Annotated in this window: 18 protein-coding genes; all 18 read left to right on the top strand. The window is 44.3% G+C overall.

Annotated elements, in window-relative coordinates; all coding sequences use genetic code 11:
• Positions 1 to 42 precede the first annotated feature (42 nt).
• Complete coding sequence (locus V1L65_RS20840; RefSeq protein WP_331701176.1) at positions 43 to 3045, top strand: extracellular solute-binding protein; 3003 nt, start codon at positions 43 to 45, stop codon at positions 3043 to 3045.
• An 88-nt stretch (positions 3046 to 3133) separates the two neighbouring features.
• Positions 3134 to 4030, top strand: a complete 897-nt coding sequence (locus tag V1L65_RS20835) for a carbohydrate ABC transporter permease (protein WP_331701217.1) — start codon at positions 3134 to 3136, stop codon at positions 4028 to 4030.
• A gap of 53 nt (positions 4031 to 4083) precedes the next feature.
• Positions 4084 to 4941, top strand: a complete 858-nt coding sequence (locus V1L65_RS20830) for a carbohydrate ABC transporter permease (RefSeq protein ID WP_331701216.1) — start codon at positions 4084 to 4086, stop codon at positions 4939 to 4941.
• A gap of 32 nt (positions 4942 to 4973) precedes the next feature.
• Complete coding sequence (locus V1L65_RS20825; protein ID WP_331701215.1) at positions 4974 to 7073, top strand: YIP1 family protein; 2100 nt, start codon at positions 4974 to 4976, stop codon at positions 7071 to 7073.
• On the top strand, positions 7070 to 9400 hold the full coding sequence (locus V1L65_RS20820; RefSeq protein WP_331701175.1) for a DUF5696 domain-containing protein: 2331 nt from the start codon (positions 7070 to 7072) through the stop codon (positions 9398 to 9400). The genes V1L65_RS20825 and V1L65_RS20820 overlap by 4 nt, the downstream gene beginning before the upstream one ends.
• A 1-nt stretch (position 9401) precedes the next feature.
• Positions 9402 to 10277, top strand: coding sequence for a carbohydrate ABC transporter permease (locus tag V1L65_RS20815; RefSeq protein WP_331701174.1), 876 nt, complete (start codon positions 9402 to 9404; stop codon positions 10275 to 10277).
• 12 nt (positions 10278 to 10289) lie between these two features.
• A complete protein-coding gene (locus V1L65_RS20810) occupies positions 10290 to 11264 on the top strand; it encodes a carbohydrate ABC transporter permease (protein WP_331701173.1) in 975 nt (324 codons plus the stop codon).
• Between the two features lie 32 nt (positions 11265 to 11296).
• The gene (locus V1L65_RS20805; protein ID WP_331701172.1) at positions 11297 to 14725 is read left to right on the top strand and encodes a DUF4832 domain-containing protein; all 3429 of its coding nucleotides are present in this window, start codon (positions 11297 to 11299) and stop codon (positions 14723 to 14725) included.
• Between the two features lie 34 nt (positions 14726 to 14759).
• On the top strand, positions 14760 to 16067 hold the full coding sequence (locus tag V1L65_RS20800; RefSeq protein ID WP_331701171.1) for a Gfo/Idh/MocA family protein: 1308 nt from the start codon (positions 14760 to 14762) through the stop codon (positions 16065 to 16067).
• 253 nt (positions 16068 to 16320) lie between these two features.
• Positions 16321 to 16782: a hypothetical protein gene (locus V1L65_RS20795; protein WP_331701170.1), complete on the top strand. Its 462-nt coding sequence runs from the start codon at positions 16321 to 16323 to the stop codon at positions 16780 to 16782.
• Positions 16775 to 17704: an ABC transporter ATP-binding protein gene (locus V1L65_RS20790; RefSeq protein ID WP_331701169.1), complete on the top strand. Its 930-nt coding sequence runs from the start codon at positions 16775 to 16777 to the stop codon at positions 17702 to 17704. Before V1L65_RS20795 ends, V1L65_RS20790 begins: the two co-directional genes overlap by 8 nt.
• A 553-nt stretch (positions 17705 to 18257) precedes the next feature.
• Entirely contained in the window at positions 18258 to 19583 is a 1326-nt protein-coding gene (locus V1L65_RS20785; protein ID WP_331701168.1) for an ABC transporter substrate-binding protein, read from the top strand.
• A 4-nt stretch (positions 19584 to 19587) separates the two neighbouring features.
• A complete protein-coding gene (locus tag V1L65_RS20780) occupies positions 19588 to 20472 on the top strand; it encodes a carbohydrate ABC transporter permease (protein WP_331701167.1) in 885 nt (294 codons plus the stop codon).
• 83 nt (positions 20473 to 20555) lie between these two features.
• Positions 20556 to 21317, top strand: coding sequence for a carbohydrate ABC transporter permease (locus V1L65_RS20775; protein WP_331701214.1), 762 nt, complete (start codon positions 20556 to 20558; stop codon positions 21315 to 21317).
• 49 nt (positions 21318 to 21366) lie between these two features.
• Positions 21367 to 23667: a discoidin domain-containing protein gene (locus V1L65_RS20770; protein ID WP_331701166.1), complete on the top strand. Its 2301-nt coding sequence runs from the start codon at positions 21367 to 21369 to the stop codon at positions 23665 to 23667.
• Positions 23668 to 24268: 601 nt separating this feature from the next.
• Complete coding sequence (locus tag V1L65_RS20765; protein WP_331701164.1) at positions 24269 to 24562, top strand: hypothetical protein; 294 nt, start codon at positions 24269 to 24271, stop codon at positions 24560 to 24562.
• 112 nt (positions 24563 to 24674) lie between these two features.
• Positions 24675 to 24839: a hypothetical protein gene (locus tag V1L65_RS20760; RefSeq protein WP_331701163.1), complete on the top strand. Its 165-nt coding sequence runs from the start codon at positions 24675 to 24677 to the stop codon at positions 24837 to 24839.
• Between the two features lie 27 nt (positions 24840 to 24866).
• A complete protein-coding gene (locus V1L65_RS20755) occupies positions 24867 to 25070 on the top strand; it encodes a hypothetical protein (protein WP_331701162.1) in 204 nt (67 codons plus the stop codon).
• Positions 25071 to 25102: the final 32 nt, after the last annotated feature.

Raw genomic sequence — 25102 nt, 5'->3', positions numbered from 1 at the left:
TGGACGAAAGCGCCATGTTCGTCTTACTCGGGAGGGAAAACGATGGCAATAAGGAGACGTTTGATCGGAGGCCTGCTATCCATTATTCTGCTTTCCGCCACAATTAGCGGCGCTCCGGGGCTCCTTAGTTCCGTACATGGAGAACAGGCTGCCGATACCGAAGCTGCATCATCGGTTTTGGAGGATTTGACGGAGCGGGCTCAATATACGAGTGACAGTCTCGAGCCCTTTTATGCTGAAACGTTGAAGAGCTGGCTGGAAGAAGGTATCCCGTCAGGATCGGGCGACCAGAAAATTGCTGCAGTTTCGTATGTCCGAGCCTCATCGGATGCCGAGCTGGAAGCGGGCTACTACAAAGGGAAGAGCGATGTGCTGTTATGGCCGAATCAAAAGGGCTGGGTGGAATACGAGGTCGAGGTACAACAAGAGGGGTTATATCAACTTTCCATTGAATATTATCCTTTTGGTGAAAAGGACGGCGGCAGCAACCAGCCAGTCATATTTGGCACTCGGATAAACGGTGAGTATCCGTTTCGCGAAGCCCGTTCGATCGCTTTCGCACGAAGCTTCTACAACAAGCCATTCGAGTTTGATGAGTTCGGAAACCAGATTCGTCCTTTGGTTAATGAAATGGGAGAATGGAGAAAAAGTCCGTTCTCCGATTCCGGCGGGGCCTACGCGCTGCCGCAGCTATGGCGTTTGAAGAAGGGGAAAAATACGATCCGGCTTGAATCCTTGCGAGAGCCAGTCGCTATTCGCGAGATTGAGATCGCCCCGCCGAAGATACTGCCTGCTTACAGTGAAGTGAAAGAGGGAGTTCCAACGGGAGAAGCTCAGCAAAATGAAGCTGTCGTTATTGAAGCCGAACACTTTAATGCCAAAAACTCGTCAAGCATTCAAATTCAGTACGACAAGGACCCATTAACGACCCCGCATTCTTTAACATCAAAAATATTCAACACAGTAGGCGGCAACTCTTGGAATAAAGGGAGGCAGTCGGTTACTTGGGAGTTCGATGTTCCAGAAGACGGATTGTACAAAATAGCTTTCCGCGCGTATCAAGGTTTTCGTAAAAACTCGACAGTTTTTAGAAAAGTTTATATAGACGGCGAGGTTCCGTTTGCTGAAATGGTTCATTATCCGTTCCCCTATAAGGGGGGATGGCACAGAGCTGCTCTGCAGGATGACGATGATAAACCATACGAATTTTATTTAACCCAAGGAAGGCATTCGATTACATTGGAAGCACATTATGAACCCTATGCGACTGCGGTTGCCAGCCTCGAGCGGATGGGCGCGGAATTAAGGAGCATTGCCTGGGAAATACGCGTTGCAACAGGCAATCGAGAAGACAAGCTGCGAGTATGGAATGTTGAAAAGGAAATTCCTGGCGTAACAGACCGGCTTAAAAAGCTGCAGCAGCAATTGACAGAACTATCCGAGCAGATCATCTCTGTCAACGGAGCTGCTAACAACGTTTCGCAGGCTCTAAAATCGGGCGCGAAAGATATCGAAAGTTTGCTCAAGCGGCCGGATGAAATTCCTTATAGAAACAATAACATTGCAATATTGCAAGAAAAGCTGGAAGGCCAGCTTACTGAACTGCAGGAAAGTCCGCTGCAGCTCGACAAGCTGTTTATCGTACCGGCAAAGGGGTCATTTCCACGTATGAGCGCAAACTTCTTCGAGAAAGTGTCGGGATCGGTGAAGTCGCTGTACCATTCATTCTCCGATCAGAATCAGTTCAGCAAGCAGCAAGACGATGAACTGAACGTATGGATGATGTGGGGAAGGGATTATGTAGATGAACTGCAGCAGCTGGCTAATGAGAAATTCACGCCAGAATACGGAGTCAAGGTAAGAGTCAATTTGATCCAGTCAAGTGATCTGCTTGTGCTGGGCAAAGCAGCTGGCATACTGCCTGACCTTGCCCTGGGCATACCCGGCGATATGCCGTTTCAATTGGCGCTGCGCAATGCCGCGCTTGATGTATCTGAGCTGCCCGGAGGAAAGGAACTGCTGGATAGCTATCATCCAGGCTCGCTGCTGCCCTATTATTATGACGGCGGCTATTACGCAGTGCCGGAGACGATGAACTTTAAAGTGTTGTTTTACCGAAAAGATATTCTTGGCGAGCTTGGACTAAATGTTCCGGATACTTGGGATGATGTATATGCCATGATGCCGGCACTGTTGCAGAATGAATACAATTTTTATATTGACCCTGCCGATTTCTCCTATATTTTCTTCCAGAATGGTGTCGAGCTTTATTCGCCGGACGGCATGTCCACTGCACTAAATAGGCCAGAAGCGTTCGACGCTTTTGGAAAGTGGCTGGATATGTTCAACGTATATGGGATGGAGCGCCAGGTTCAAAGCTTCTATAACCAGTTCAGGAGAGGGACGATGCCGATCGGCGTAGCTGACTTCAACATGTATATTCAGCTGCTCGTTGCCGCCCCGGAAATTTTAAATGAATGGGGAATCGCCCCTGTACCTGGAACGTTGAAAGATGACGGCTCTCTCGTCCGCTGGTCGGGAGCAAGCGGCAACGGGGCGATGCTGTTCAAGGATACGCCGGAGAACAAGCAGAAACTGGCATGGCAATTTTTGCAGTGGTATGTTTCCGACGAAGTACAGACGGAATTCGGTATGAATTTGGAGCAATATAGAGGGGAAACCTTCCGTTGGAATTCTGCCAATGTCCGTGCTTTTGCGCGAATGCCATGGAAGAAGGACGATCTGAAGATCATTCTTGAACAATGGCAATGGATTAAAGAAATACCAAGCGTCCCCGGAGGGTATATGACGACACGTGAGCTTTCGTTCGCTTGGAACCGTTCTGCCATCTCGGGCGGGGGAGGCACTACCGCACTTGAAAACCCGCGCATTTCGCTGGAAAAGGCAGTCAGAGAAATTAATCGCGAGCTGACCAGAAAGCAGCTTGAATTTGACTTTATCGATCATAACGGAAAAGTACTCAAGACTCAGAAGCTGCCTCAAGTTACCGAGCCGTGGAAAGGAGCTGACATCGATGTCCGTTAACTCGCAAACACGTTCTCCTGCCAATGAGGCTTCCTTGACTGCAAGTAGAGGGATAGGAGCAAGGTTATTCTCTTCCATCCGAATAACGATGATTGAAATTTGGAAGAATCGATTGTCCTATCTCTTTATTGCACCGTTTTATCTTTTGTTCGTTATCTTTATTATGATTCCTGTTATTAGCGGCATATTTCTTAGTTTTACTGACTTTAATACGATTGAATTTCCGAGATGGGTCGGCTGGCGCAATTATCAAAATTTGCTGTCGCAGGACACCGTTTTCCTGCAGCATGTGCTGCCTAACACATTCAAATTTGCGCTTTTTGTCGGTCCGCTCGGTTATGTGTGCGCCTTCCTGCTGGCTGCCGTGATTGCCCAGTTGCCGCGTTTGCCCCGTACGAGCTTCGCCCTAGCGATGTATGCGCCTTCGCTCACGGGCGGAATCGCCATGGTCGTGATATGGCAAGTGATGTTTACAGGAGATCGAACGGGTTATATTAACAGCTTTTTATTGAAATGGGGAATTATCCACCAGCCGATATTTTTTGTGCTCGATGAAAAATGGCTGCTTCCGGTCATGATTATCGTCGCGATCTGGGCAAGTATGGGAATCGGTTTTTTGGCAATTCTCGCTGGCATATTGAATGTCGACAAGCAACTGTACGAGGCGGCAAGAATTGACGGAACCTCTAACAATCTGCAGGAGCTATGGTATATTACGATACCATCAATGAAGCCGCAAATGCTGTTCGCTGCGATTATGTCGATTGTTCATACTTTAAAAACCGGGGGGATAGGGGCGCAATTATCAGGCAGCAATCCGACACCTAATTATGCGGGACAGCTCATGATGAATCATATCGATGACTATGCCTTTATCCGCTTTGAACTCGGTTATGCCAGCACTGTTGCGGTTGTTCTTCTATTGATGATGTACGGTTTAAGCAAATTGTTCGGTTATTTATTTGGTACGAAGGAGGGGGTATAGTGCGTTCAAAGATGGAATATGCGGCCAGGCAATTGCAAGATAGTGGGAAAATTATGGCCCGCTCATTGCGCAATACAAGCCGTGTCCAATGGATCATTATGCTGCTGCTTGCCCTGCTCTCCGTATTTATGCTGCTGCCGCTGGTCTATATTTTTAACCATGCGTTCAAGCCGTTGCATGAGCTGTTCCTGTTTCCGCCGACCTTTATCGCAAGGGATGCAACGTTGCAAAACTTCTTGGAATTGTTCTCTATGACGCAGAGCACCTTCATCCCAGTGTCACGGTATATCTTCAACAGTCTCGTCGTGACGGTGTTGTCCACGGTATTAATGGTCGCAACCGGGGCGTTATGCGCCTTTGCATTATCGAAGCATCGTTTTCCAGGCTCGAAGCTTATTTTTGGGACGATTATCGCATCTTTGCTGTTTGCAACTGAAACGATCGCGATTCCGAGGTACGTCGTTGTTCAAAGCCTTGGCATTATGAATACTTACTGGGCACATATATTACCTGTAATCGCTATGCCCGTCGGCGTTTTTTTATTAAAGCAGTTTATTGATCAAGTGCCAAACGAGCTGCTGGAGTCTGCAAAAATTGACCGCGCAAGCGAATTTCGCATATTTATGACCATCGTTATGCCTATTGTAAAACCTGCTGTGGCCACGATTACCATTCTGGCTTTTCAGTCGGCATGGTCGAATGTGGAAACATCGCATCTGTTTATGCAGGATGATTCGATGAAAACATTGCCGTTCTATTTGAGCACGCTCACCTCCAATCTGGCCAATGCTGTTGCCCGGCAAGGAGCGGTGGCCGCAGGATCGTTGATCATGTTTTTGCCTTCTTTGCTCATTTTCCTCTTCTATCAGCGGAAAGTGATTGCTACGATGGCGCATTCAGGCATCAAATAAGCCAAGTTTTCAGGAGGTTCAGGGTGAGGAAGATGCAAAGAAAATGGCTGACAGTCCTGATCGTCGTTGGATGCCTAATGCTGCCAAGGACGGCTGGAGCGGAAGAGCCTTATTACACCTATACGGTAGACAGTTATGATCGTATTGTAAGCACACAGCCGGCGTATGCCTCAACCGGGGTCATTGCGCAAAATATCTATATTGACGACGGCAACGGGGGGAAGGTTTATTCTCCTTTAAAGAGGCCGCAGGATCTTTTTATCGATGCAAAGGACGAAATGTATATTGCGGATACCGATAATAATCGGATCGTTCATTTGGATCCAGAAGGCAATGTAATGCGGGTTATAACCGTTCCGGAAAGCCCGTTGAACAGTCCGCAAGGCGTGTTCGTCGATGACAAGGGAGATATATTTATTGCCGATACCGGCAATAAAAGAGTGATTCGGCTGGATCCATCGGGGCAGCTCGTGCATGAATATGCGAAGCCACAATCTCGTTTTATCGACGAATCCTTCTCATATGAGCCTTCGGGTGTTTCAGTTGATAGGAGAGGATTTGTTTACGTCATTCCTCGGGGAAGTTATCAGGGAATCGTACAGTTCGATCCGGAGGGCCGTTTTTATGGATTTTTCGGAACAAACTGGACAGAGGCATCCTTAATGGACCGCATTAAAAAAAATTTTTACACAAAAGAACAGTTAAGCCGTCAAAAAAGACTGCTGCCTGCTGCGATCAGCAGCATCCATATTGATGAGAAGGGCTATTTGTACTCGGTATCCGCCTCGGAAACAGAGCAGATCAAAAAGCTGAACATTCGGGGCGATAACCTGTGGGGCAAGAAGAGCTTCGGCGAAATGAATTATGTCATTGAGAGGGAACAGGTGCCGCCGCAGCAAAAGCCGCTGCCGCAATTCGCCGATATAACCGTTGACCGTTTTGGCAATTTGACGGCGATTGAGAAGACGAAAAATATTATATACCAATATGACGCGAACGGAGAATTGCTATTTTTTTGGGCGGGTCCCGTATCGGTAGGCGTGCCTCGCGCAGGGCTCAATCAAAGCCCTGTGGCGATTGCCTCTAATTCCCAAAATGAGCTATTCATATTGGACGATAACTTGAACCTGATTCAGGCTTTTAAGCCGACCACGTTTGGGGAGACGGTATACCGGGCTTTCAGGCTCATGCAGGAAGGGAAGTATGCGGAAAGCGTGAAGGACTGGGAGGAGATCGTGCGCATAAATGCACATTTTTCTCCGGCTTACAAAGGGTTAGCTGATGCCGCTTATTACAGTGAAGATTTTACAAACGCACTGGAATTATATCAGCAGGCAGGCAGTGAAACCGGATATTCCGAAGCGTTTTGGCGGCTCCGGCTGGAGTGGTTTCAACAAAATTTCTCATTATTTGCGACCTTGATCGTCGTACTGTTCGTTTTATTTAAGGCAACAAAAAAGCTGATTAAGCCTGGTTGGAGACGATTAGTCTTGTATCTGAGCCGTTGGCGCAAATATAGGATTATCAATCAGCTGCGACACGCCTTTACGATTATGCGTCACCCTATTGACGGCTTTGTAGATTTACGTTTTCTAAACATGGGCGGCTATTGGAGCGCTGGCATTATACTTCTCCTTAGCATAGCGGCCATGTTGGGAAATGTCTATTTGACTAGTTTCACATTTAATCCTTATCCCGTAAATGAAAGAAGCGGCATAACGCTTGCTTTCGCGGGAGGGGCAATCTGGCTTTCTTGGGTCATATGCAATTATTTGGTTGGGTCGATCCGTCATGGAGAAGCAAGATATAAGGATGTTTTTGTCGGCGGGGCGTATGCTTTATTTCCTTTCGTTTTATTCGCGATTCCATTGGCGTTGGTTTCCAATGTCATGACGCTCAACGAAGAGCCGATTTATCACTTTCTCCAATACGCGATTTATATTTGGTGCGCTCTGTTATTTTTTTGGAAAATTCAGGCGCTGCAAAACTATACCGTTTGGGAAGCGGTGGTCAATGTGCTGCTTACCGCCTTTACAATGTTAATGCTCTGGGTGCTTCTCTTTATTATTGCTGGACTATTTTCAGAAACTATTAATTTCATTCAAACGATTTATCAGGAGGTATCGATGTGATACGATTTGTCCGCGCCAATCGTCTTCAGCTGTTCATGATCGTCTCGATCCTCTGTATATTGGTTTATGCATATTTGTCGATTCAAACGTGGAAAAAAGGTTCTGAATATTCGGAACAATCTGGTTTGTCATCTCCTGTCGTGTCAAATAATTCTGCGCAGGGCAAAGTTAGCCCTGCAGATCCGGGAAAAGCTGCGGAAGATGGTTTTCCTGATGAAAGCACCTTTAGCCTTGCGGCTGAAAACAGCAACTTGGAGCTTCGTGCAAGCCCGGAAACCGGTCATTTTATCGTAAAAGATAAAAGGACGGGGCATGTTTGGAGGTCATTCGCAAGTCCAGAAGGCTGGCAGGAAAAAGAAAATGCTGCTGCATGGAACATCCGCCTGCGTTCTCCCTTCATTCTCCGCTATGTGGAATTCAATGTGCGGAAGGATTTGCTCAAAGAAACGAATTTTATTGAGCAGGGAGGTTCCATTACCCGCTTCGAGCATTTAGACAACGGGGTCCGCTTTGAGTTTTCACTTCCAGAGCTGGGCTTCGTTATTCCAATTGAAGTGCGTCTGTATGACGACTACGTCGAAACGAAAATTATCGACAGCGGGCTTGTAGATGGCAAAGATAGCACAGAAAAGGAAGATCCAATGTCACGGCTTGTTTCTATTCAGCCATACCCTTTTCTTGGCGCTGTAACTTCCGGCGGTCAGGACGGCTATCTGCTCGTTCCAGACGGTTCAGGAGCACTTATACGTTTCCGCAGTGACCGTGCCCCGAGCTCAAGCCTTTATGAAGGCAAAATTTACGGTGAGGACTGGTCATACAGCTATAATAGCAACTTGTCGACTCGCCTGCCGATTAAAATGCCAGTGTATGGCATCAAATCCGGCAGCCAGGCGATGATCGGGATTGTACACGATGGGGCTGAGTACGCTAATATACTGGCTGCGCCGTCCAAAGCGTTTAGCCAGTACAACTGGGTGACGCAGGAGTTCCAGTACAGATTCAAATATGTGCAGCCGGCCAATACGCAAAGATGGTGGGGCATAACAGTGTACAGCGAAGAACGCATTCACTCCGATATGGGGACGCGTTATTACTTCTTGGACAACAAGGAGCCGCAATACGCCGATATGGCTGCATATTATCGCAATTACTTAATAGATGAAGCCGGCGTTAAACCGGCAGAAGGCTTGGACGGCCCTATACCACTGCACTTGAATTTGCTTGCTGCAGATACGAAAAGAGGCTTCCTGGCAGATTCTTACTTGCCGCTCACGACGACGGATGAAGCCAAAAGTATAGTCAGCGAGCTAAACGGTCTTGGCATCGACCATCTTTCGATCGTTTATACAGGCTGGCAAAATGGCGGATACAGCAAATACGGCGGCCCGTTTCCAGTTGATTCGGGTATCGGCGGCAACCAGGGAATGAAGGAGTTTATTGATTATGCTCATTCCAAAAGCTTCCCGGTTTATCTGAATGGACAGCATTATTCGTACAACAATACAGGAAGAGGCGGATTTCGCAAGAGCCGGGACGGTTTGCGGGATTTGGGGCAAGCCGTTATCGACTACCGCACCTGGGGCAGTCAGACAAGGAATACATTCGTCAGCCCTAAGTTTGTGGAGAAAACCATCTTGAATGATCTGGCAAAAGCGAAGTCGTTGAACGCAGACGGCTTTCAGTTTGGGACAGCCATCGGCGCCATCGTCAATAGCGATTATAATGATCAGCATGCAGTCACGCGCACGGAATCCCGGCTTATACAGGAACGAATCTTCCAAGAAACAAAAGAAGTGCTGGGTAAAGTGCAAGTTTCTAATGGCAACAGTTATGTAATGCCGTATGTTTCACACATGCGTAGTGGAAATGCGGATTATTCCAAGGATCTATTCATTGATGAAGCTGTTCCTTTTGCCCAGATCGCTATGCATGGTCTCATCTCTTATTCGTTCGGTTATGCTAACGAAAGTGATGATTATATTATCGATTTTTTGAAAGCAATCGAATATGGGGCAGAGCCGTCTTTCGTTATCACCTATGCACCAACCCGCAGTCTGATCGAGACTTACTCGCTAAGAGGATATTACAGCACCGACTACCGGGACTGGACGACGCAGATGGTAACCGCCTATCAGAAATTTAACGGAGCGCTCGGTGACGTACGGAATGCATTTATTTCCGGTCACCGCAAGATAACGGATGGCGTGTATGAAACGACGTATTCAAGCGGCAAACGGATCGTAGTAAATTATAAGGATACACCGTATGCCTTCGAAGGCGTGACCGTACAAGCAAAGGATTTTGCAGTAATAAAGGAGGGAAGCTGAGATGGGAAAGAGCAGAAGAATGAATGCGAAATCGAAGCGCAAGCTGGAAGGGCTTCTGTTCATGTCGCCATGGCTGCTGGGATTTGCCGTTTTTATGGTTTTTCCCCTTGGCTTCTCGTTATATATGAGTTTTCATAACATGAAGGTGCTGCCAAACCGGATGGTCTATGAATTTGTCGGCTTGAAGCATTATAAAGAGATTTTGTTCGGAAGCTCGGCGCTTTACGATCAAATGCTCCCTTTCTTTCGTGAAGAATTCATCATGATTCCCATTATAATTGTTTTTTCACTGATGATCGCGATTCTTCTCAACCAGAATTTACGAGGCCGGTTTTTGTTCAGAGCTATTTTCTTTCTCCCTGTCATATTTTCTTCCGGCTACGTGCTCACAGAACTGGTGAATCAGGGGGAGGGCAGCCTCGGCTTTTTGGAACGGTTTGAGCTAGGCAGTTATTTGGACATGATGCTTGGCAACAACCCTTGGGGCGATTCGGTTAAAGCCGTGCTCAACCGGTTTGTTTTGGTGCTCTGGTATTCCGGCGTGCAAATTTTGATCTTTCTCGCTGGCCGGCAAACAATATCCAATTCTGCCTACGAGGCTGCCAGAATCGACGGCGCTTCTCCGTGGGAAATGTTTTGGAAAATAACGCTGCCTGCGCTGTCTCCATTCGTTTTGCTAAATTTGATCTATACCGTAGTGGATCTGTTCACCTATCCGTTTAATCCGATTATGAATCTGATCGGGCTAAACCAGGGGGAGTACGGCTTTAACAGCGCCTTGGCATGGATTTATTTTCTTATCATTATTGTCTTTTTAAGCGTTATTGTCCTTATCTATAGCAGATTCAACAAAAACAGTGTTCTTAAACGAAAGTAAGGAGAGTGCTCTATGAAAACCACCCGGATTCTGGAAAGAGTCAAGACGGCTTCCATCAGAGTTGGATACGGGCGGGGGCTGCGGCGTATACGGTATTTGGTGCTTGGCCGCGAGATCAATAACGGACTGTTGTTTAAACTGGTTTTGTATGCTGTGTTCATTTCTGCTTCGTATATCTACTTGAACCCTATTTTCCGGATGATGGTCAAGATGGTGATGAATTCCAAGGATCTGCTCGACCCTATGGTAACATGGATCCCGTCATCGATATTTTGGGGACATATAGATACAGCATGGCAGCTTTTAAAATACGAGCAGTCTACTCTTATTAGTTTAGGGGTATCTGTGGCGGTTGCGGTTTTTCATTGTTTATCCTGCGGGCTGGCCGGTTATGCACTGGCCCGACTTGATGTGCCGTTCAAAAAGCTGATCACGGTATTGCTGATTATCGCCTTTGTTATTCCGCCGCAGGTAATTATTTTGCCGACCATTATTGCTTATAACGAGCTCAATATGATTAATCATCCCATTTCTCTTGTCCTGCCGTCCTTGTTTGGATTCGGGACAAAAGGGGCTCTATTCGTTATTATATTCCGGCAATTTTTCATGACCCAGCCGAAGGAATTAGAGGAGGCGGCGAAAATCGACGGTGCGAATGCTTTTCGATTTTACGTCAAAGTGATGTTTCCGCTAGCGAAGCCGGCCATACTCGTCGTTTTTCTGTTTTCATTCGTATGGACATGGAACGACACCTATTTGCCGCGAATGTTTTTGACGGCAGCAGAAAATGTCCCGCTCGCCGTGGAGATGACAAAACTGGGCGGAAGTGTTACCGAATTTATTACAAAGTATAATCTTCCACTATATATGGCCGATCCGATCCGTATGGCAGCCAGCTTTCTAACGATTTTGCCGCCGCTTCTCATTTATTTATTCGCTCAGCGGTATTTTACAGAAAGTGTAGAAAGAACCGGTTTGGTAGAATAGCTGAATTTTGAAAAAATAGGGAGGTTAAAAGAATGGCTTCCAGTATTTTTAAAGATTTGAAAATGCAATTTGTGATCGCCAGTATCATTATCATCTCAATTGTTATTCTGGTCATCTACTTCACGGTTCGGCAGTCTAGTTTTTTAAGTAAAGACGAATCGGTACCAAAGCATTCTTTCTCTGGTGCAGCAGATGAATGGCGAAATGTGGTTCATACCGCTGCAACAAGTAAAAGCAGTTTAGCGTCATTCAAAGCACTGCAAATAGATACAAGCTTGTACTTCCTAGTAACCGGAAGTCAATTAAATGTACCTGGCACTACTTTTTATATAGATTCCGATAACCATTCTGCAACCGGATATCATGTAGACATTTGGCGAAATTCGTCAGGGATGGATTATAAAATTGTGGATGATGAATTGTTTAAATACAAGGGAGGCGAATGGGAGAACGCCGGAAAGGTGGAAATCGTCAAGCGGGACGATGTGATTGAAGGGAAGCTGGACATATCTCAGCTGGAACTGACGTCCTCGCAGCGAATGAACATGGGGTTTTATAAGGATGGCAATAGCATGCTTCCCGAAGCCGGCCAGCCGCTGTTAGTAGTAGATACGGCTGACGAAACTTTCGGTCCGGATGTTTCCTTCCATGAAGACGGAAAGGTAAATTGGGAAGGGATCGATGCAGTAGCTGTTTCGGCTGATCTCCACTCGAAGATGTACGCGGTTATGGTGAGCGGCATGCTGCACATTCTTGTTACGGGAAAGATCGAGGGAGGCGGAATCTTTATCAATACGGACAATTCCCACGAAACGGGCTTTCAGAGCTGGGCATGGCCTGAATTCGGAGGGGATTACCTGATCGAAGGAGACACGCTGTTTAAGAGTAAGGGAAATGATTGGCAGTGGGATATGGTAAGTAATGTAACTTACACCGCAACTGGCGAAGGGGACGAAAGAACGATTGAAGTATCTGTCCCTGTCAGCAGCTTGGAGCTATCCGCGGGAATAAATATTCAACTAGCCTTCAGCGCAGGCGAGACGCTGATACCGGCGCCAGTGCCGGAACCTTACCTGCCTGCAATCGTATATCCTTCACTGCCTACAATTACAGAAGCTACTGGTGATCCTGCGAGATGGCTGGGCTTGAATCCGCTCGCCAAGGGAACGGGTGTGCTAGACGAACTGTACGCCTTCGTTAGGGGCAGCAATCTTCATGTGCTCGTAATCGGGACGGACTTTACAGCTGAGAAAAATTTGTTTATCAATGTTGACAACAATACGGAGACAGGTTACAGCGGATGGCAGCATCCGAACTGCGGCGCCGATTTCCTAATTCAAAACGGATACGCTTGGAGAAGTACAGGTACGGGCTGGAACTGGGAATCGATGGGGCCCGCCTATGACCCGCAAACCGTTATAACCTCGGAATTTGCCCCCGAGGGAAAACAAGTGATGGAAATGATTATCGATATGAGCGATTGGAATCAGTGGGCAGATGTTACTACTAACATTCGTATGACGCAGGGGATTGGCGGTGATTATGCCCCTCCGACGACATCAGACAAAGATTTCACGCTTCCTGCGGCCGTCAAGACATCAGGCCTTCGTATTGCTATAGACGGCATTACGGATGATTGGGCCGAGATAGATGCAGAAGCTAAAGCAAGTGGCGTTGCTTACGAACTAAAAGCTGTGCAAGATGACAAGAAATTGTACGTTATGGTGACCGGGGAAAATTTGAATACGCAGAATGTGTTCTATATCGATACTGTAATGGATGACGATGCTGAATTTATAAGTTCCCATTGGATGAACTCGAGAACGAATTATAAAGTAGAATACAACACGTTATACCGTTATAATGCCACTGCCGCCACTGCCCATTCAAGGTGGGAAGAAGTCGGACCGGTGAACATGGAAGTTACTCCGACTTCTATTAACATGTCTTTGTATCTGGATATGATAGACAAGCAAAATTCTAAAGCGATAAAAATAGGTTATGTCAGTAAAAATGCGTTTCTTGTGCCGGCACAGAGTCAGGAAATGATGACTGTTGATAAACAATTAAAAAATAAGGATAAATCGAAAGCGTTTTATCCTCGTGAAAGCTTTGAAGCGCTCAATAATCCGTTTATGGGCTGGGTGCCTTGGACGACTCATTCGGGTGATGTTTCTCAGCCGTACAGCCTGATGTATGCCGGTATTACTTGGAGAGAGATTGAGCCTGTGAAAGAGCAGTTCGATTGGGAAGGCATCGAAACAAAATACAATTTGAACTATTGGGGAGATAGGGGTAAAAAAGTTATTTTACGACTTATTTTGACTTATCCGACTGGGACCAATACTCCTGATCGTAAAGACATCCCTGATTGGCTTTATGATGAACTGGTTGAAGCAGAAGGAGCGGAGAACGCTGGAAAGTGGTTTGCTTCCCCGGATATCGGGAACGGATTTGCACCGAATTACAGCAGCCCGGTTCTCATCCGCGAGCATGAACGATTAATCAAGGCAATGGCTGAGCGATATGACAACGATCCACGAATCGCATTTATCCAGATCGGCAGCTTGGGACAATGGGGAGAATTTCATAATTGGCCGGAGGATCTTGCAGGGAAATTCCCTAATGTAAGTATTTCAGATCAATACATTCAGCATTATGTTGATCATTTTAAGAATAAGCTCTCGGGAGTTAGAAAACCGTTCCCGATTGCTAGAGAACATCAGCTTGGTCTATTTAATGATGTGTTTGGCGCACCAGGGGATGATTGGCTGAAATGGACGCAACAAGGCTGGGATGGCATTAAAGGGTATATTGCTCCTGTACCTGGGGAAACCACGGAGGAATTGGCTGCTCGAAGTGAGGTAATTGTAGCGGATTCCGCTATGCCGGATTTTTGGAAAACGAATTTTTCCGGTGGTGAGTTTCATAGCGGCAATCCTAGATTATCATTGGACGACCGCGCAATTATGGAAACGTTAAGACAATTGCGAGACGGTCATACCTCATGGATCGGGCTGACAATAGGAGCAGTTGAAGAAAATATTCAGGCTAATTTGGATTTGCTATTAAAAACGATGGGATACAGATATGTTATTGAATCGGTTACCCACGTTCCAAAGGCAAAGGCAGGGAAAACAATTGAAATTACACTCGATTGGGCCAACAAAGGTATTGCTCCGATGTATTATAAATGGCCATTAACATTTGCATTGGCTGATCATGACGGGAATATTGTACCGGAAAGCATTACGGCACAGGATAATGATATTCGTCTATGGCTGCCCGGGAAGTTCACTGTAACCTCTTCCTTGCACATTCCAAAGCATTTGGTAAAAGGCAATTATACGGTGCTTGTTTCTATTATAGATCCGGATACCGGAGAACCTGGCATAAGCTTGGCGATTGAAGGAAAACGCTCCGATGGCTGGTACGAATTGGACAGCATAGCAGTAAAATAAGCAATTCAATTTTATATGAAAGGCGTGAGTGAAGATGAGTAAGGACAAGAACCGTTTTGGGGAAGCAGCGGGCCAGCCGGTTGAGGCGATCATTGTTGGTGCGGGGCATCGTGGTTTGCTGTATGCTTCTTATTCGGAACAGCACCCAGAACAATTGAGGATAGTCGGTGTCGTCGATCCAGATCCCAGCCGGCGTAAAAAAACTGCAGAGCGATTCGGCTTTAGCTCAGATCGCTGCTGGGCATCGGTCGGGGAACTGACGGCTTTGGAACGAATGGCTGATGTGGCTATTAACGGGACAATGGACCAGCTTCATGTAGAGACGACGCTGCCGCTTCTACATGCCGGATACGATGTACTGCTGGAGAAGCCGATCGGCGTCAGCGAAGCGGAGGTGCTTCAGCTGCAGCAGACGGCAAAAGCTCTTAACCGTAAGGTTGTTATTGGTCATGTGCTGCGTTACGCACCGTTCTATGCAGCAATTCGCCAAAGGATCGAAGACGGAGAAGTAGGTGAAATCGTTAGCCTGCAGACGACGGAGAATGTCAGCTACCACCATATGGCGACCGCGTTCGTTCGTGGCAAATGGAACAGCTTGGAAAACTGTCAATCGACCTTGCTGATGGCCAAATGCTGCCACGATTTGGATTTGATTGTATGGATGAAAAGCGGCGTCCATCCAGTCAAGGCGGCAAGCTTTGGCAGCTTGATGCAATTCAGGCCGGAGAAAGCGCCGGCAGGAGCGGGGACGCGCTGTCTGGTAGATTGTCCGCTTGAGGCCGAATGTACTTATTCGGCAAGGAAGATGTACGTGGATCCGGGATTGCAGGGAGCTTACGCATGGGATTTTACGAATCTTTCTCCTCAGTCCAGCGAGGCGGAGAAGCTGGAATCGCTTCGTACAGACAATCCTTACGGTCGATGTGTATGGCGTTGCGATAATGATGTTGTCGATCATCAAACGGTTATTGTTGAATTTGAAGACGGGAGTACGGCAACACATAACCTTGTGGGCGCAACCTCGCGGCCATGCCGCTCGATTCACATTATTGGCACTCGGGGCGAGATTCAAGGAGTTATGGAAGAAGGGCGTTTTGTCATCCGTCATCCGGATTATTCAGCAATGGATGGCTATTCGGAAGAATGGGTTGAACTAGATGTTTCGGCCGATATGCACGGAGGCGGCGATATGCGGCTTGTCGCTGACTTCTTGAACGTCTTGCGGGGAGGAGAACATTCTTTGTCTTCCACTTCTTTGGATCAATCGATTTTAAGTCATCAAATCGGTTTTGCCGCTGACCGTTCCCGTTTGGAGAATCGGGTAATAAATATTGAAGTGTAATCTGTTAGAATCAATCGAAACAAAAGCTGCCGGACTAGTGCCGGCAGCTTTTTTGTTTATACTCAACTTTCGCAGATTGAAAAAGATCTTTTTGTCCGACGATTTCATAGCTAAGATTCAAAAATGAAGCACATCATTTTTTCCAATTTTATCACTAATTTTGAAAAATCCTGCGATTATGCAGGGTTTATTGGAAATAAGCCCATTTTTAGCCGTGACGGCTTGAAGATCCTGTATATTTGCAGGATTTCCCTTGAATTACTATGAAGATCCTGAGTACCATAATAAATTAGAAAATGCTAAAACAGGCATGGGACTTGGGTTTACGAACCTATTTTTTTCTATTCTTCAAGTGATTCAATTGATAATTTCATTGCTTGGTCTAATTTTTATAACTATAAATGGTCACTGGCTTGTACCTTTTATAGTGTTGGCAGCGGGTATTCCGGTTCTATGGGTTCAACGTAAGCACAATGTTGAACGTTACTCACTGGTATTTGCTCGAACACCAAAAAAACGGCTCATGGGATATCTATCGAGCCTATTAACGACACGTGATGCTGTAAAAGAAGTGCGCCTATATAGATTGGGACAATACATTGTAGATAAATGGAAAAACACTTTTGAGGAGGTTAGAATTGAAGCCTTTAAACTAGCTGTAAAACAAAGATTATGGTTAGCATTGCGGAATTATTACCAATTTTCTGATGATTAGAACTATAAGTTCCGAGAAAATAGATCTGGGTACATCGGTATCAGTCATTTATGCAGTGTTCCAATTTCAGTCTAGGATTGAGGTGATTATTGGAACTGCTATTGAGATCCAGCAGGCATATCTTAGATTTTTAGGGGATGTACTTACTTTCCTCAATATTCGAAAAGAAGTAATAATAACTAACAATGAACAAAAAGAAAAGACAAACTTATCAATGGATATATTAAATCCTTCCAATGAACCTCAAGAAAAAAGCATTATAGAGGTGAAAAATGTCTCTTTCTCTTATCCTGGTTCAAATAGTCGGCATGTCCTAAAAAATATTTCTTTTGAAATTATGAAAGGTGAAAAAATTGCTTTACTTGGTGAAAATGGTGCAGGAAAAAGCACTCTTGTGAAACTGCTTTTGGGACTATATGAACCAACGAATGGTGCAATACGCTTTAACAATCAGGAGTCATCCCAAGAAGGAACTGCGCAACTAGGCGGATTTGTTTCTGCCGTTTTCCAAGATTATGCATGTTACCACTTAACAGCGCGCGAAAACATCGGATTCGGGCAAATAGAAAAAGTAAACGACCTTATAACGATAAAAAAAGCAGCAGTCCAGGGCGGAGCGGCAGATTTTATAGAATCTTTAGATTCTAGCTATGACACAGTTCTCGGTCCTACATTCGGCGGGCATGACCTTTCGGGAGGTCAATGGCAAAAGCTGGGCATTGCTAGAGGCTTTATAAGAGAAGAAGCAGAATTTTTCGTTCTTGACGAACCGACCGCGGCACTTGATCCGCAAGCTGAGGCGGATATATATAAGCACTTCTTAGAAATGGCTGGCGGCCGTGCTGCTCTTCTTATTTCACATCGCATGTTTTGCGCGGTTAGCGGATCGTATAATGGTTCTGAAAAACGGGGAACTCGTTGAAGCAGGCACGCATGATGAATTGATCACTCAAAATGGGGAGTACGCAAAATTGCTAAAAGTTCAATCGCAGTGGTATTTGTAGGTATGCTCCACTCTCATTTAACGAACAGTAAATTCTTCAGGAACGGTTAAAAATATTTGCATAAACTGTTGCCTTTCGCATGCCCTACTATTTAATGATTTACATTGGGAGAACCGTATGATGGATCGGGCCATAGCTGGCAATAATAAATACCATTATAGGGTGTCAGCCAGTTCCTTTTATGCCGTAATCACTTTTGTTTACAGTAAAGTATGAAATTAATTCCTGATTCTTAGTAAATAACTTCAAAACTGGACAACCCATTTACATTTAGTCTTGGAGGGTGCAAACGTTGTCAATATTCTAGATGAAATACATGGAGGTTTAATGGAACAAAAAAATTCTAAGCTTTACACCTTGTTTACATTGTATTTACACTACATTTACATGAATTTTAGTAAAATTTAATTGTAAGCGCTTACCTAAAAGAGAGCTGCGAAACCTGGATTCAATAAAATGGAGGAATGGGATATGCAATTTAGAAGAAAAGGGGTTTTGGTTTTTTTCATGCTTGTCATGGTTTTGTTAGCTTTGGCAGCCTGCTCAGGTACAGTATCAAATGGTAACGGCAAGACAGAAGAGTCGTCTGCACCAAGTAATAATCAAGAACAAAAACAAGGTGAGAGCAAAAACAAAGTCAAGCTTTCTTTAGGATTATGGGACAAAAATGCTGTACCTGCCTTTGAGGTGATGATGGAGAAATTTCATGCCAAGCATGACAATATCGAGGTATCGATTGAATTGACGCCGTGGGATCAGTATTGGATGAAGATGGAGGCGGCAGCGACTGGGGGAGCTTTGCCGGATGTGTTCTGGATGAATGGTCCCAACTTTGTGAAGTATGCATCGAATGGAATTATTATGCCTTTGCAGGAGAGAATTAACGGCTCTAACATGAGTTTTGAAAATTATCCGCAAGCTTTAATTAATCTATATTCCTATGAGAATTCCTGCTATGCGATTCCGTTCAGTTTTGACACGATCGGCTTGTGGTATAACAAAAAAATGTTCGATGCAGCTAACCTGGACTACCCTGATGCGTCATGGGACTGGGCAAAATTTAAAGATGCAGCAGTCCAATTAACAGATAAAGATGCTGGCATATATGGATTTACAGCTGATTTATGGAATCAAGGCGGCTATTATAATACGATCTACCAAAATGGAGGATTTGTAATATCTGATGACAAAAAATCATCCGGCTATGATCAGCAAGAAGCAATAGAGGGCTTGAAGTTTTGGACTGATTTTATTGAACAAGGCATATCGCCAACCGCTTCTCAGCTTAGCGAAACGCCAGGAGTAACGATATTTGAATCAGGAAAATCTGCTTTATATTTTGGCGGATCGTGGATTCAGTCACAATTTTCCGCTAACGATGCGATACGTGATGATCTGGACGTAACCGATCTACCAAAAGGGAAAAAGCAAGCAACCATTATTCATGGTCTTGGATTTGCAATGGCAGCAAACACTAAGCATAGCGATGAAGCCTGGACGTTAATTCAATATTTGTCCTCTGAAGAGGCGCAGCAAATTCTTGGCTCCACGGGCACTACGATACCAGCCTTTAAGAATACACAGGATGCTTGGGTAAATTCCGCTCCGGCATTCAATCTGCAAGTCTTTGTTGATGCAGCGAATTATGCTGTGCCGCTTCCAGTTTCCAAAAATACAGCAAAGTGGCAGGACAAGGAGTTCGAGCTGTTTAGCAAAGCGTGGGAAGGGCAAATATCCATTGAAAACGCAGCTAAGCAACTGGGAGAGTTTATGAATAAAGCGCTAGAGGAAGAGTAGTGCGATGAATAGCCGAATAAGGAGAAATGATTATTTTTGGGCTTATATGATGATTGCTCCAACCTCTATAGGTCTGCTTATTTTCTATATATGGCCATTATTTCAGTCTGTTTATTTTAGCATGACGAAGTGGGGGGATTTTGGCAAATACGAATGGACCGGACTTGATAATTATAAACGGCTAATTGAGGATAGTGAGCTGTGGCTGGCATTAAAAAATACAGTTGTATACACCGTTCTTACTGTGCCTGCAAGTATTATTATTTCTACAGTTATTTCAGTTTTATTGGCGCGCAAAGTTAAAGGGTTGCCTGTATATAGGATGCTTTATTTTTTGCCAGTAGTTACAATGCCAAGCGCCATTGCGATGGTATGGAGATGGCTGTATCACGCAGATTTCGGGATTATCAACTATATGCTTGGATTTTTGTCCATGGATAAGATCCGATGGCTGACTGATCCCGACCTAGCTTTATACAGTGTCATTATTGTTGCGGTATGGAGCTCAATAGGTACGAATATGATACTGTTGTTATCCGGGTTGCAGGGCATATCCTCACAGTATTATGAAGCGGCATCCATTGACGGAGCTAGTGCATTTTCCCAATTTACGAAAATAACAGTGCCTTTATTGACGCCAACTTTATTTTTTGTTTCGGTCATGTCTTTAATTAGCGCTTTTCAGGTGTTCGATCTAATCTTTATGATGCTACCGCAAAGCGCAGCGTTGGAATCGGCGCAAACCGTTGTATATCTGTACTATAAGTATGCTTTCATGACCGGAGATAAGGGCTATGCAACTACTATAGCGATGTTGTTGTTTGTCATTATTATGTTGGTGACCTATGTCCAATTAAAATTGCAGAAAAACTGGGTGCATTATCAGTAGAAAGGGGGAATATGACTGTGGTAATTAAAAGAAGATCGCCTGTTTATCTGGTGCACGCTGTTCTAACTATTGGAGCGCTCGCAATGGTTATTCCATTTGTATGGATGTTTTTAACCTCGCTTAAATCTTTAGCAGAATCAACGTCTGTTCCTCCCGTACTGATCCCGCCTGTTTTGCGTTGGGAAAATTATAGGGAGGCGGTCACTAACTTGCCGTTTGGCGTTTTTTTTCGCAATACGGCAATTGTTGCAGCTGCAAGAACTGTTGGCCAGCTGTTGCTTTGCTCAATGGCTGCGTATGCTTTCGCTAGAATCAAGTTTCCGGGCCGTGAATTAATTTTTATTTTATTTTTATCGGTGCTTATGATCCCTTATCAAATTTTTATTATTCCGCAATACATGATTATGAAAGATTTGGGATGGCTGAATACGATTAAGGGGCTGATCGTGCCGGGCTTATTCAGTTCCTTTGGAACATTCTTGCTGCGTCAATTTTTTATGACGTTGCCGAAAGAATTGGAGGAGGCGGCGAAGCTCGACGGTTGTAACCATTTTCGAATTTATCGTTCCATTATGCTGCCGGTTGTAGTGCCGGGGTTGATAGCTTTAGCCATTTTTACAGCTTTGGCAGGGTGGAATGACCTATTATGGCCTATTATTGTTAATAATTCGCCAGAGAAACTAACACTGGCTGCCGGACTGGCGTCGCTAAGAGGAGAGCATACAACTAACTATCCTGTCTTAATGGCAGGTACGATGCTGGCTACATTGCCGATGATTGTTTTATTTATGTTGTTGCAAAAATATTTTATTGAAGGTATCGTACTTTCGGGTATTAAAGGATAGGTTAGCAGTTTGCATATTCAATCGTATATTACGAAGGAGTGCTAAATCTATGAAGATGCTTTTTAGAAAAGTAATAATGATTGCTTTAGCCGTTTTATTATTGACGACTTATTCAGTATGGAGTTCTGAACCGAATACTATAGTTAGTGCGAATAATGGGCTGATCAGTGTGGGCAAGCCTGTTTCCGCGCTCGATTCGGAAGCTGGACATGGGCCTGAATTTGCTGTTGATGCAGATGCGACTAACAATGGTTATTGGGGCTCCGTTATCGGCGATCAACGAAAAAATACTTGGTGGCAAATTGATCTACAGCAGCCCCATCATATTTCGCAAATTGTATTGCGAACCTATGTGGATGGATCGCGTTTCTATCATTATTACATCAGAGGCAGCATGGACGGAGAAAACTGGTATCCGATCGCCATTAAAGGTAATAACAGCCCTGCAACAAATGCAGGCGACGTATATGATATAAGCACGGCAGCCCGGTATATAAGAGTTAATTTCACTCGTGGTTCTGCCAATAGCATTGCTCATTTAACAGACTTCAAGGTATATGGTCATTTGCTCAGTACAATGTCCTCTCCTTCAAAAATACAGTTAACAGATACAGCGATTGATAAGCACTCTTATCAAAGAGGAGAGGCGATCAAGCTTACTTATACGTTAAGCAATCAATCTTTGGTTGATTCCTATGAGCTGACTGGTGTTAAGGTGAAAATAGCAGGCTTAACTTCTCCTTATGATCTGTTATTGGGGCAGCAGGTACTTGGGCAGATTGATTTGTTGCCTGGGCAAAGCCATATAGCGACAAATGTACCGATATGGACCATTCCCACGGGATTTAAACCAGGCGCATATGCTGTATATTTGCAATATTCATTTTCTGATGGAAGTGTTTGGGAAAACTATATTTCCTCGTTTCAGATTGCATCACCAGGTGACAAATATGTCTATACCATAGATAAAGAGCTATATAATGGTCTGCCCGTATTTAAACTGGATGGTGATATGAGCACAGGAGTTGTTGTTCAGAAGGCAGTTGCTTCCTTGGCGGCTGGCGTATCCCATATGTGGGAAACAACAGGCGGCATGCTGACGCCGATTCATGCAACTCCGTCCTTCTTAGTGGATTCAGTGCAACAAACGGTTGACCTATACGATCAGGAATTTGGCACGAACGCTTCCTTCGATACCGTCATCATCGGTACGGGCAGCTTTGGAGCTCCTTATTTGTCGCGAGTGCTTAAAGCGCCGTTTCTGCCGACACATTTTTTAGTAAGCGCCGATACAGTTCAGCAGCTAAAGGATATACACAAATATGCGAGCGAACAAGGCATATCTTCCTATAGTATGTTTGGAGCAGACGGATCAATAAGTAAAGGTGTCGCATGGGTAGAATTGCTTGATTTGCCTGAAGCTTATATTACATTTTTGCAAAATCATAATGTGAAAAATATTGTGATTATGGGAGCGCTTGGAGCGGGCGGAGAAAGTCTTGTAAGAAAGGTGTTAATTGATGACGCTGTGGATGGGGTGATGCAAAATAATGATATCTATTTGGGCTATAATTTTGCAGGAGTATCTGTTACACAAAATGTTGCAAATATGAATGTGAAAATAAAAGATTACAATGACTACTCTCTGGGAGTATTTCACGATTTGAAAGACTGGGAGAGCGGGCTTCTGGAGCAGCAGAAAAGCAATTATATTTATACAATCGATCAGAAGGTCCCGTCTGTAACTGCAGTGGATGAAGCAACGGCTTATCTATGGGAGATGGCTTCACATGCGATGCTGTCCTTTTATAAGAAAAATAATATTGCTTTAAAGGGAGTAGCCATTAACCCTTACATGAACACACATCCTTTTTATGAATCATATAAAGGCTATATTCCGTTGTTAATGCTGCAATGGGGGACGAATGTCAATACGCTTATTGATCAACAGTTGAATACAGCTTACCGTGCTCAAATTAATCATTACTTTCCTTCTGTAGATTTTGACCAGCTAGATTTTTGGGTGAACTTTACTCGAAATGCAGGCAACAATGATGCTCCAGTTGGTAATGGCAAGTGGCTATCTGAGCAGATCCAACAAAGATTGCTGCATAATGGGCTTAATCAAGTTATTCGCAACATGAATGACACGACAGTAAACGAAATTTGGAATTTGGCGGACGGTATTAATTCACCAAGTGAAAAAATTGCTGTTGAACTGACGACGGCTACGACGCCAGCAGCGCTTAAATTGTGGGAGGAAAACTTGCAGCCGCTAACATTGGAAGAGCTTGAAGAGATTTCAAATGTTGATCCAAATATTGTAATCCAGCAAAGTTATAGACGCTAGAGAAGATGAAAAACAAATAGCAAGTAAAAGCATCCTGCAGCAGGATGCTTTTACTTGTAAAAAAGCAGAGTTTTCTGTATTCGCACAAACACTGTGCAAACACAAATTCGCCGAAAATACTTACAAAGGGAACGAATAAGCAGCTAGGAAAGAGATCAGCGAGCGTCTCTCTCATGTTGTTCACATGAGTTTATTTCATTTATAAAAGAAACGGTAGATCTAAACATGCCAATTTTATGGAGAACAAACTATTATAAACTCATATTCAGAAGAATATATTAATGAAGTAGAAGGCAGTTATGCCACAATTATTAATGGATATTGCCCGAATAAAAAAATTATTGCGATAAAAGAAACATCGTTTGGGGATATAACACATTTGCAGCGTTTCACCGGAGCACATTCACTAATTAGCTTTTATTTAAAAGAATATAATATTAGTGATATTTGGAATGAAATGAATGAATATTATAAGAGAAACACTCCCCATTTTATAATGTTGTTTTTAGACTTGAAAAACCAGACAATAATAAAACATTGACGTTCGATCAAATGTAATATGGACTTATAAGTAATACAGAAAACTCCCCAAATATTCTTAATGATAATTTTTAAAAAATTAATAATAAATTTCAATGAAAATAGAGATCTATATAAGAGTAATTCAGATTATTTTATCTTTAGAAGAATTTCATTATACGGCAGTTTAGAGGCTTTCTTTCTCAAATCCAGATCTCAACAAAATGATATTAAGTTAGTTAATTATGCTTTAAGAGCTCAAGCATGCGCTGATAGCGAAGTCAACAATTGGAAAGCTTCTCATGCGATTAATGGAAGTTGGAATTCATGGCAAACTGATTTATGGCATTCGAATGCTTTTGAAAAAGAACACTAGTTTCAGCTTGATTTGCACAAGTCAAAAACTATAAATTAAATAAGTTCGTTGTAAATCCTCGCATTAATTTGCCAATCAATTATATCGGGAAGGACTGCTCGATCCAGATTATATGCTGAAGCAGCAGCTGCAATTGCAGGAGGACTTCGAGAAGCGGGTATTTGCTGTGCCGCTCCATTATTTCGGTTTAGGCGACGCCTCCCAGAAATATGTGGCGATTGAACCAATGCAAGCTGTCCCACATGAGCTTGGCTTTATCAATCAGCCGATTCAGTGATTAATCGACCCGCGATTTTTTCGCGGTTTGCCAAATGGGCTGGAGGATGCGGCGCTTATTGATGGGTGCGGCCCCTTCCGCTGCTATTTCAAAGTAATGCTGCCCAATGCGGTGACGTCGATCGTAACTGATAAGCATGGCAGCCGGCGGGCAGTATCTTGCTTGTTGAAGACTGATCTAATGGTTGCTGGTGCGGCTATTTCGATTATTTTCACTCATTTGAAAATGTAACGGTTGCTATGAGCGTTATTGCACCATTTTAC

It is taken from the genome of Paenibacillus sp. IITD108 (assembly GCF_036541265.1).
GTDB lineage: Bacteria > Bacillota > Bacilli > Paenibacillales > Paenibacillaceae > Pristimantibacillus.
The sequence above is the reverse complement of the archived record's forward strand: the minus strand, read 5'-3'. Positions and strand labels throughout refer to the sequence as shown.

Bases quoted from the DNA above. Each gene is read 5' to 3' on its own strand.
- V1L65_RS20830 (WP_331701216.1), top strand. From the start codon at position 4,084: ATGGCCCGCTCATTGCGCAATACAAGCCGTGTCCAATGGATCATTATG.
- V1L65_RS20800 (WP_331701171.1), top strand. From the start codon at position 14,760: ATGAGTAAGGACAAGAACCGTTTTGGGGAAGCAGCGGGCCAGCCGGTT.
- V1L65_RS20805 (WP_331701172.1), top strand. From the start codon at position 11,297: ATGGCTTCCAGTATTTTTAAAGATTTGAAAATGCAATTTGTGATCGCC.
- V1L65_RS20780 (WP_331701167.1), top strand. From the start codon at position 19,588: ATGAATAGCCGAATAAGGAGAAATGATTATTTTTGGGCTTATATGATG.
- V1L65_RS20765 (WP_331701164.1), top strand. From the start codon at position 24,269: ATGATAATTTTTAAAAAATTAATAATAAATTTCAATGAAAATAGAGAT.
- V1L65_RS20770 (WP_331701166.1), top strand. From the start codon at position 21,367: ATGAAGATGCTTTTTAGAAAAGTAATAATGATTGCTTTAGCCGTTTTA.
- V1L65_RS20775 (WP_331701214.1), top strand. From the start codon at position 20,556: ATGGTTATTCCATTTGTATGGATGTTTTTAACCTCGCTTAAATCTTTA.
- V1L65_RS20810 (WP_331701173.1), top strand. From the start codon at position 10,290: ATGAAAACCACCCGGATTCTGGAAAGAGTCAAGACGGCTTCCATCAGA.
- V1L65_RS20790 (WP_331701169.1), top strand. From the start codon at position 16,775: ATGATTAGAACTATAAGTTCCGAGAAAATAGATCTGGGTACATCGGTA.
- V1L65_RS20840 (WP_331701176.1), top strand. From the start codon at position 43: ATGGCAATAAGGAGACGTTTGATCGGAGGCCTGCTATCCATTATTCTG.
- V1L65_RS20815 (WP_331701174.1), top strand. From the start codon at position 9,402: ATGGGAAAGAGCAGAAGAATGAATGCGAAATCGAAGCGCAAGCTGGAA.
- V1L65_RS20760 (WP_331701163.1), top strand. From the start codon at position 24,675: ATGCTGAAGCAGCAGCTGCAATTGCAGGAGGACTTCGAGAAGCGGGTA.
- V1L65_RS20835 (WP_331701217.1), top strand. From the start codon at position 3,134: ATGATTGAAATTTGGAAGAATCGATTGTCCTATCTCTTTATTGCACCG.
- V1L65_RS20785 (WP_331701168.1), top strand. From the start codon at position 18,258: ATGCAATTTAGAAGAAAAGGGGTTTTGGTTTTTTTCATGCTTGTCATG.
- V1L65_RS20825 (WP_331701215.1), top strand. From the start codon at position 4,974: ATGCAAAGAAAATGGCTGACAGTCCTGATCGTCGTTGGATGCCTAATG.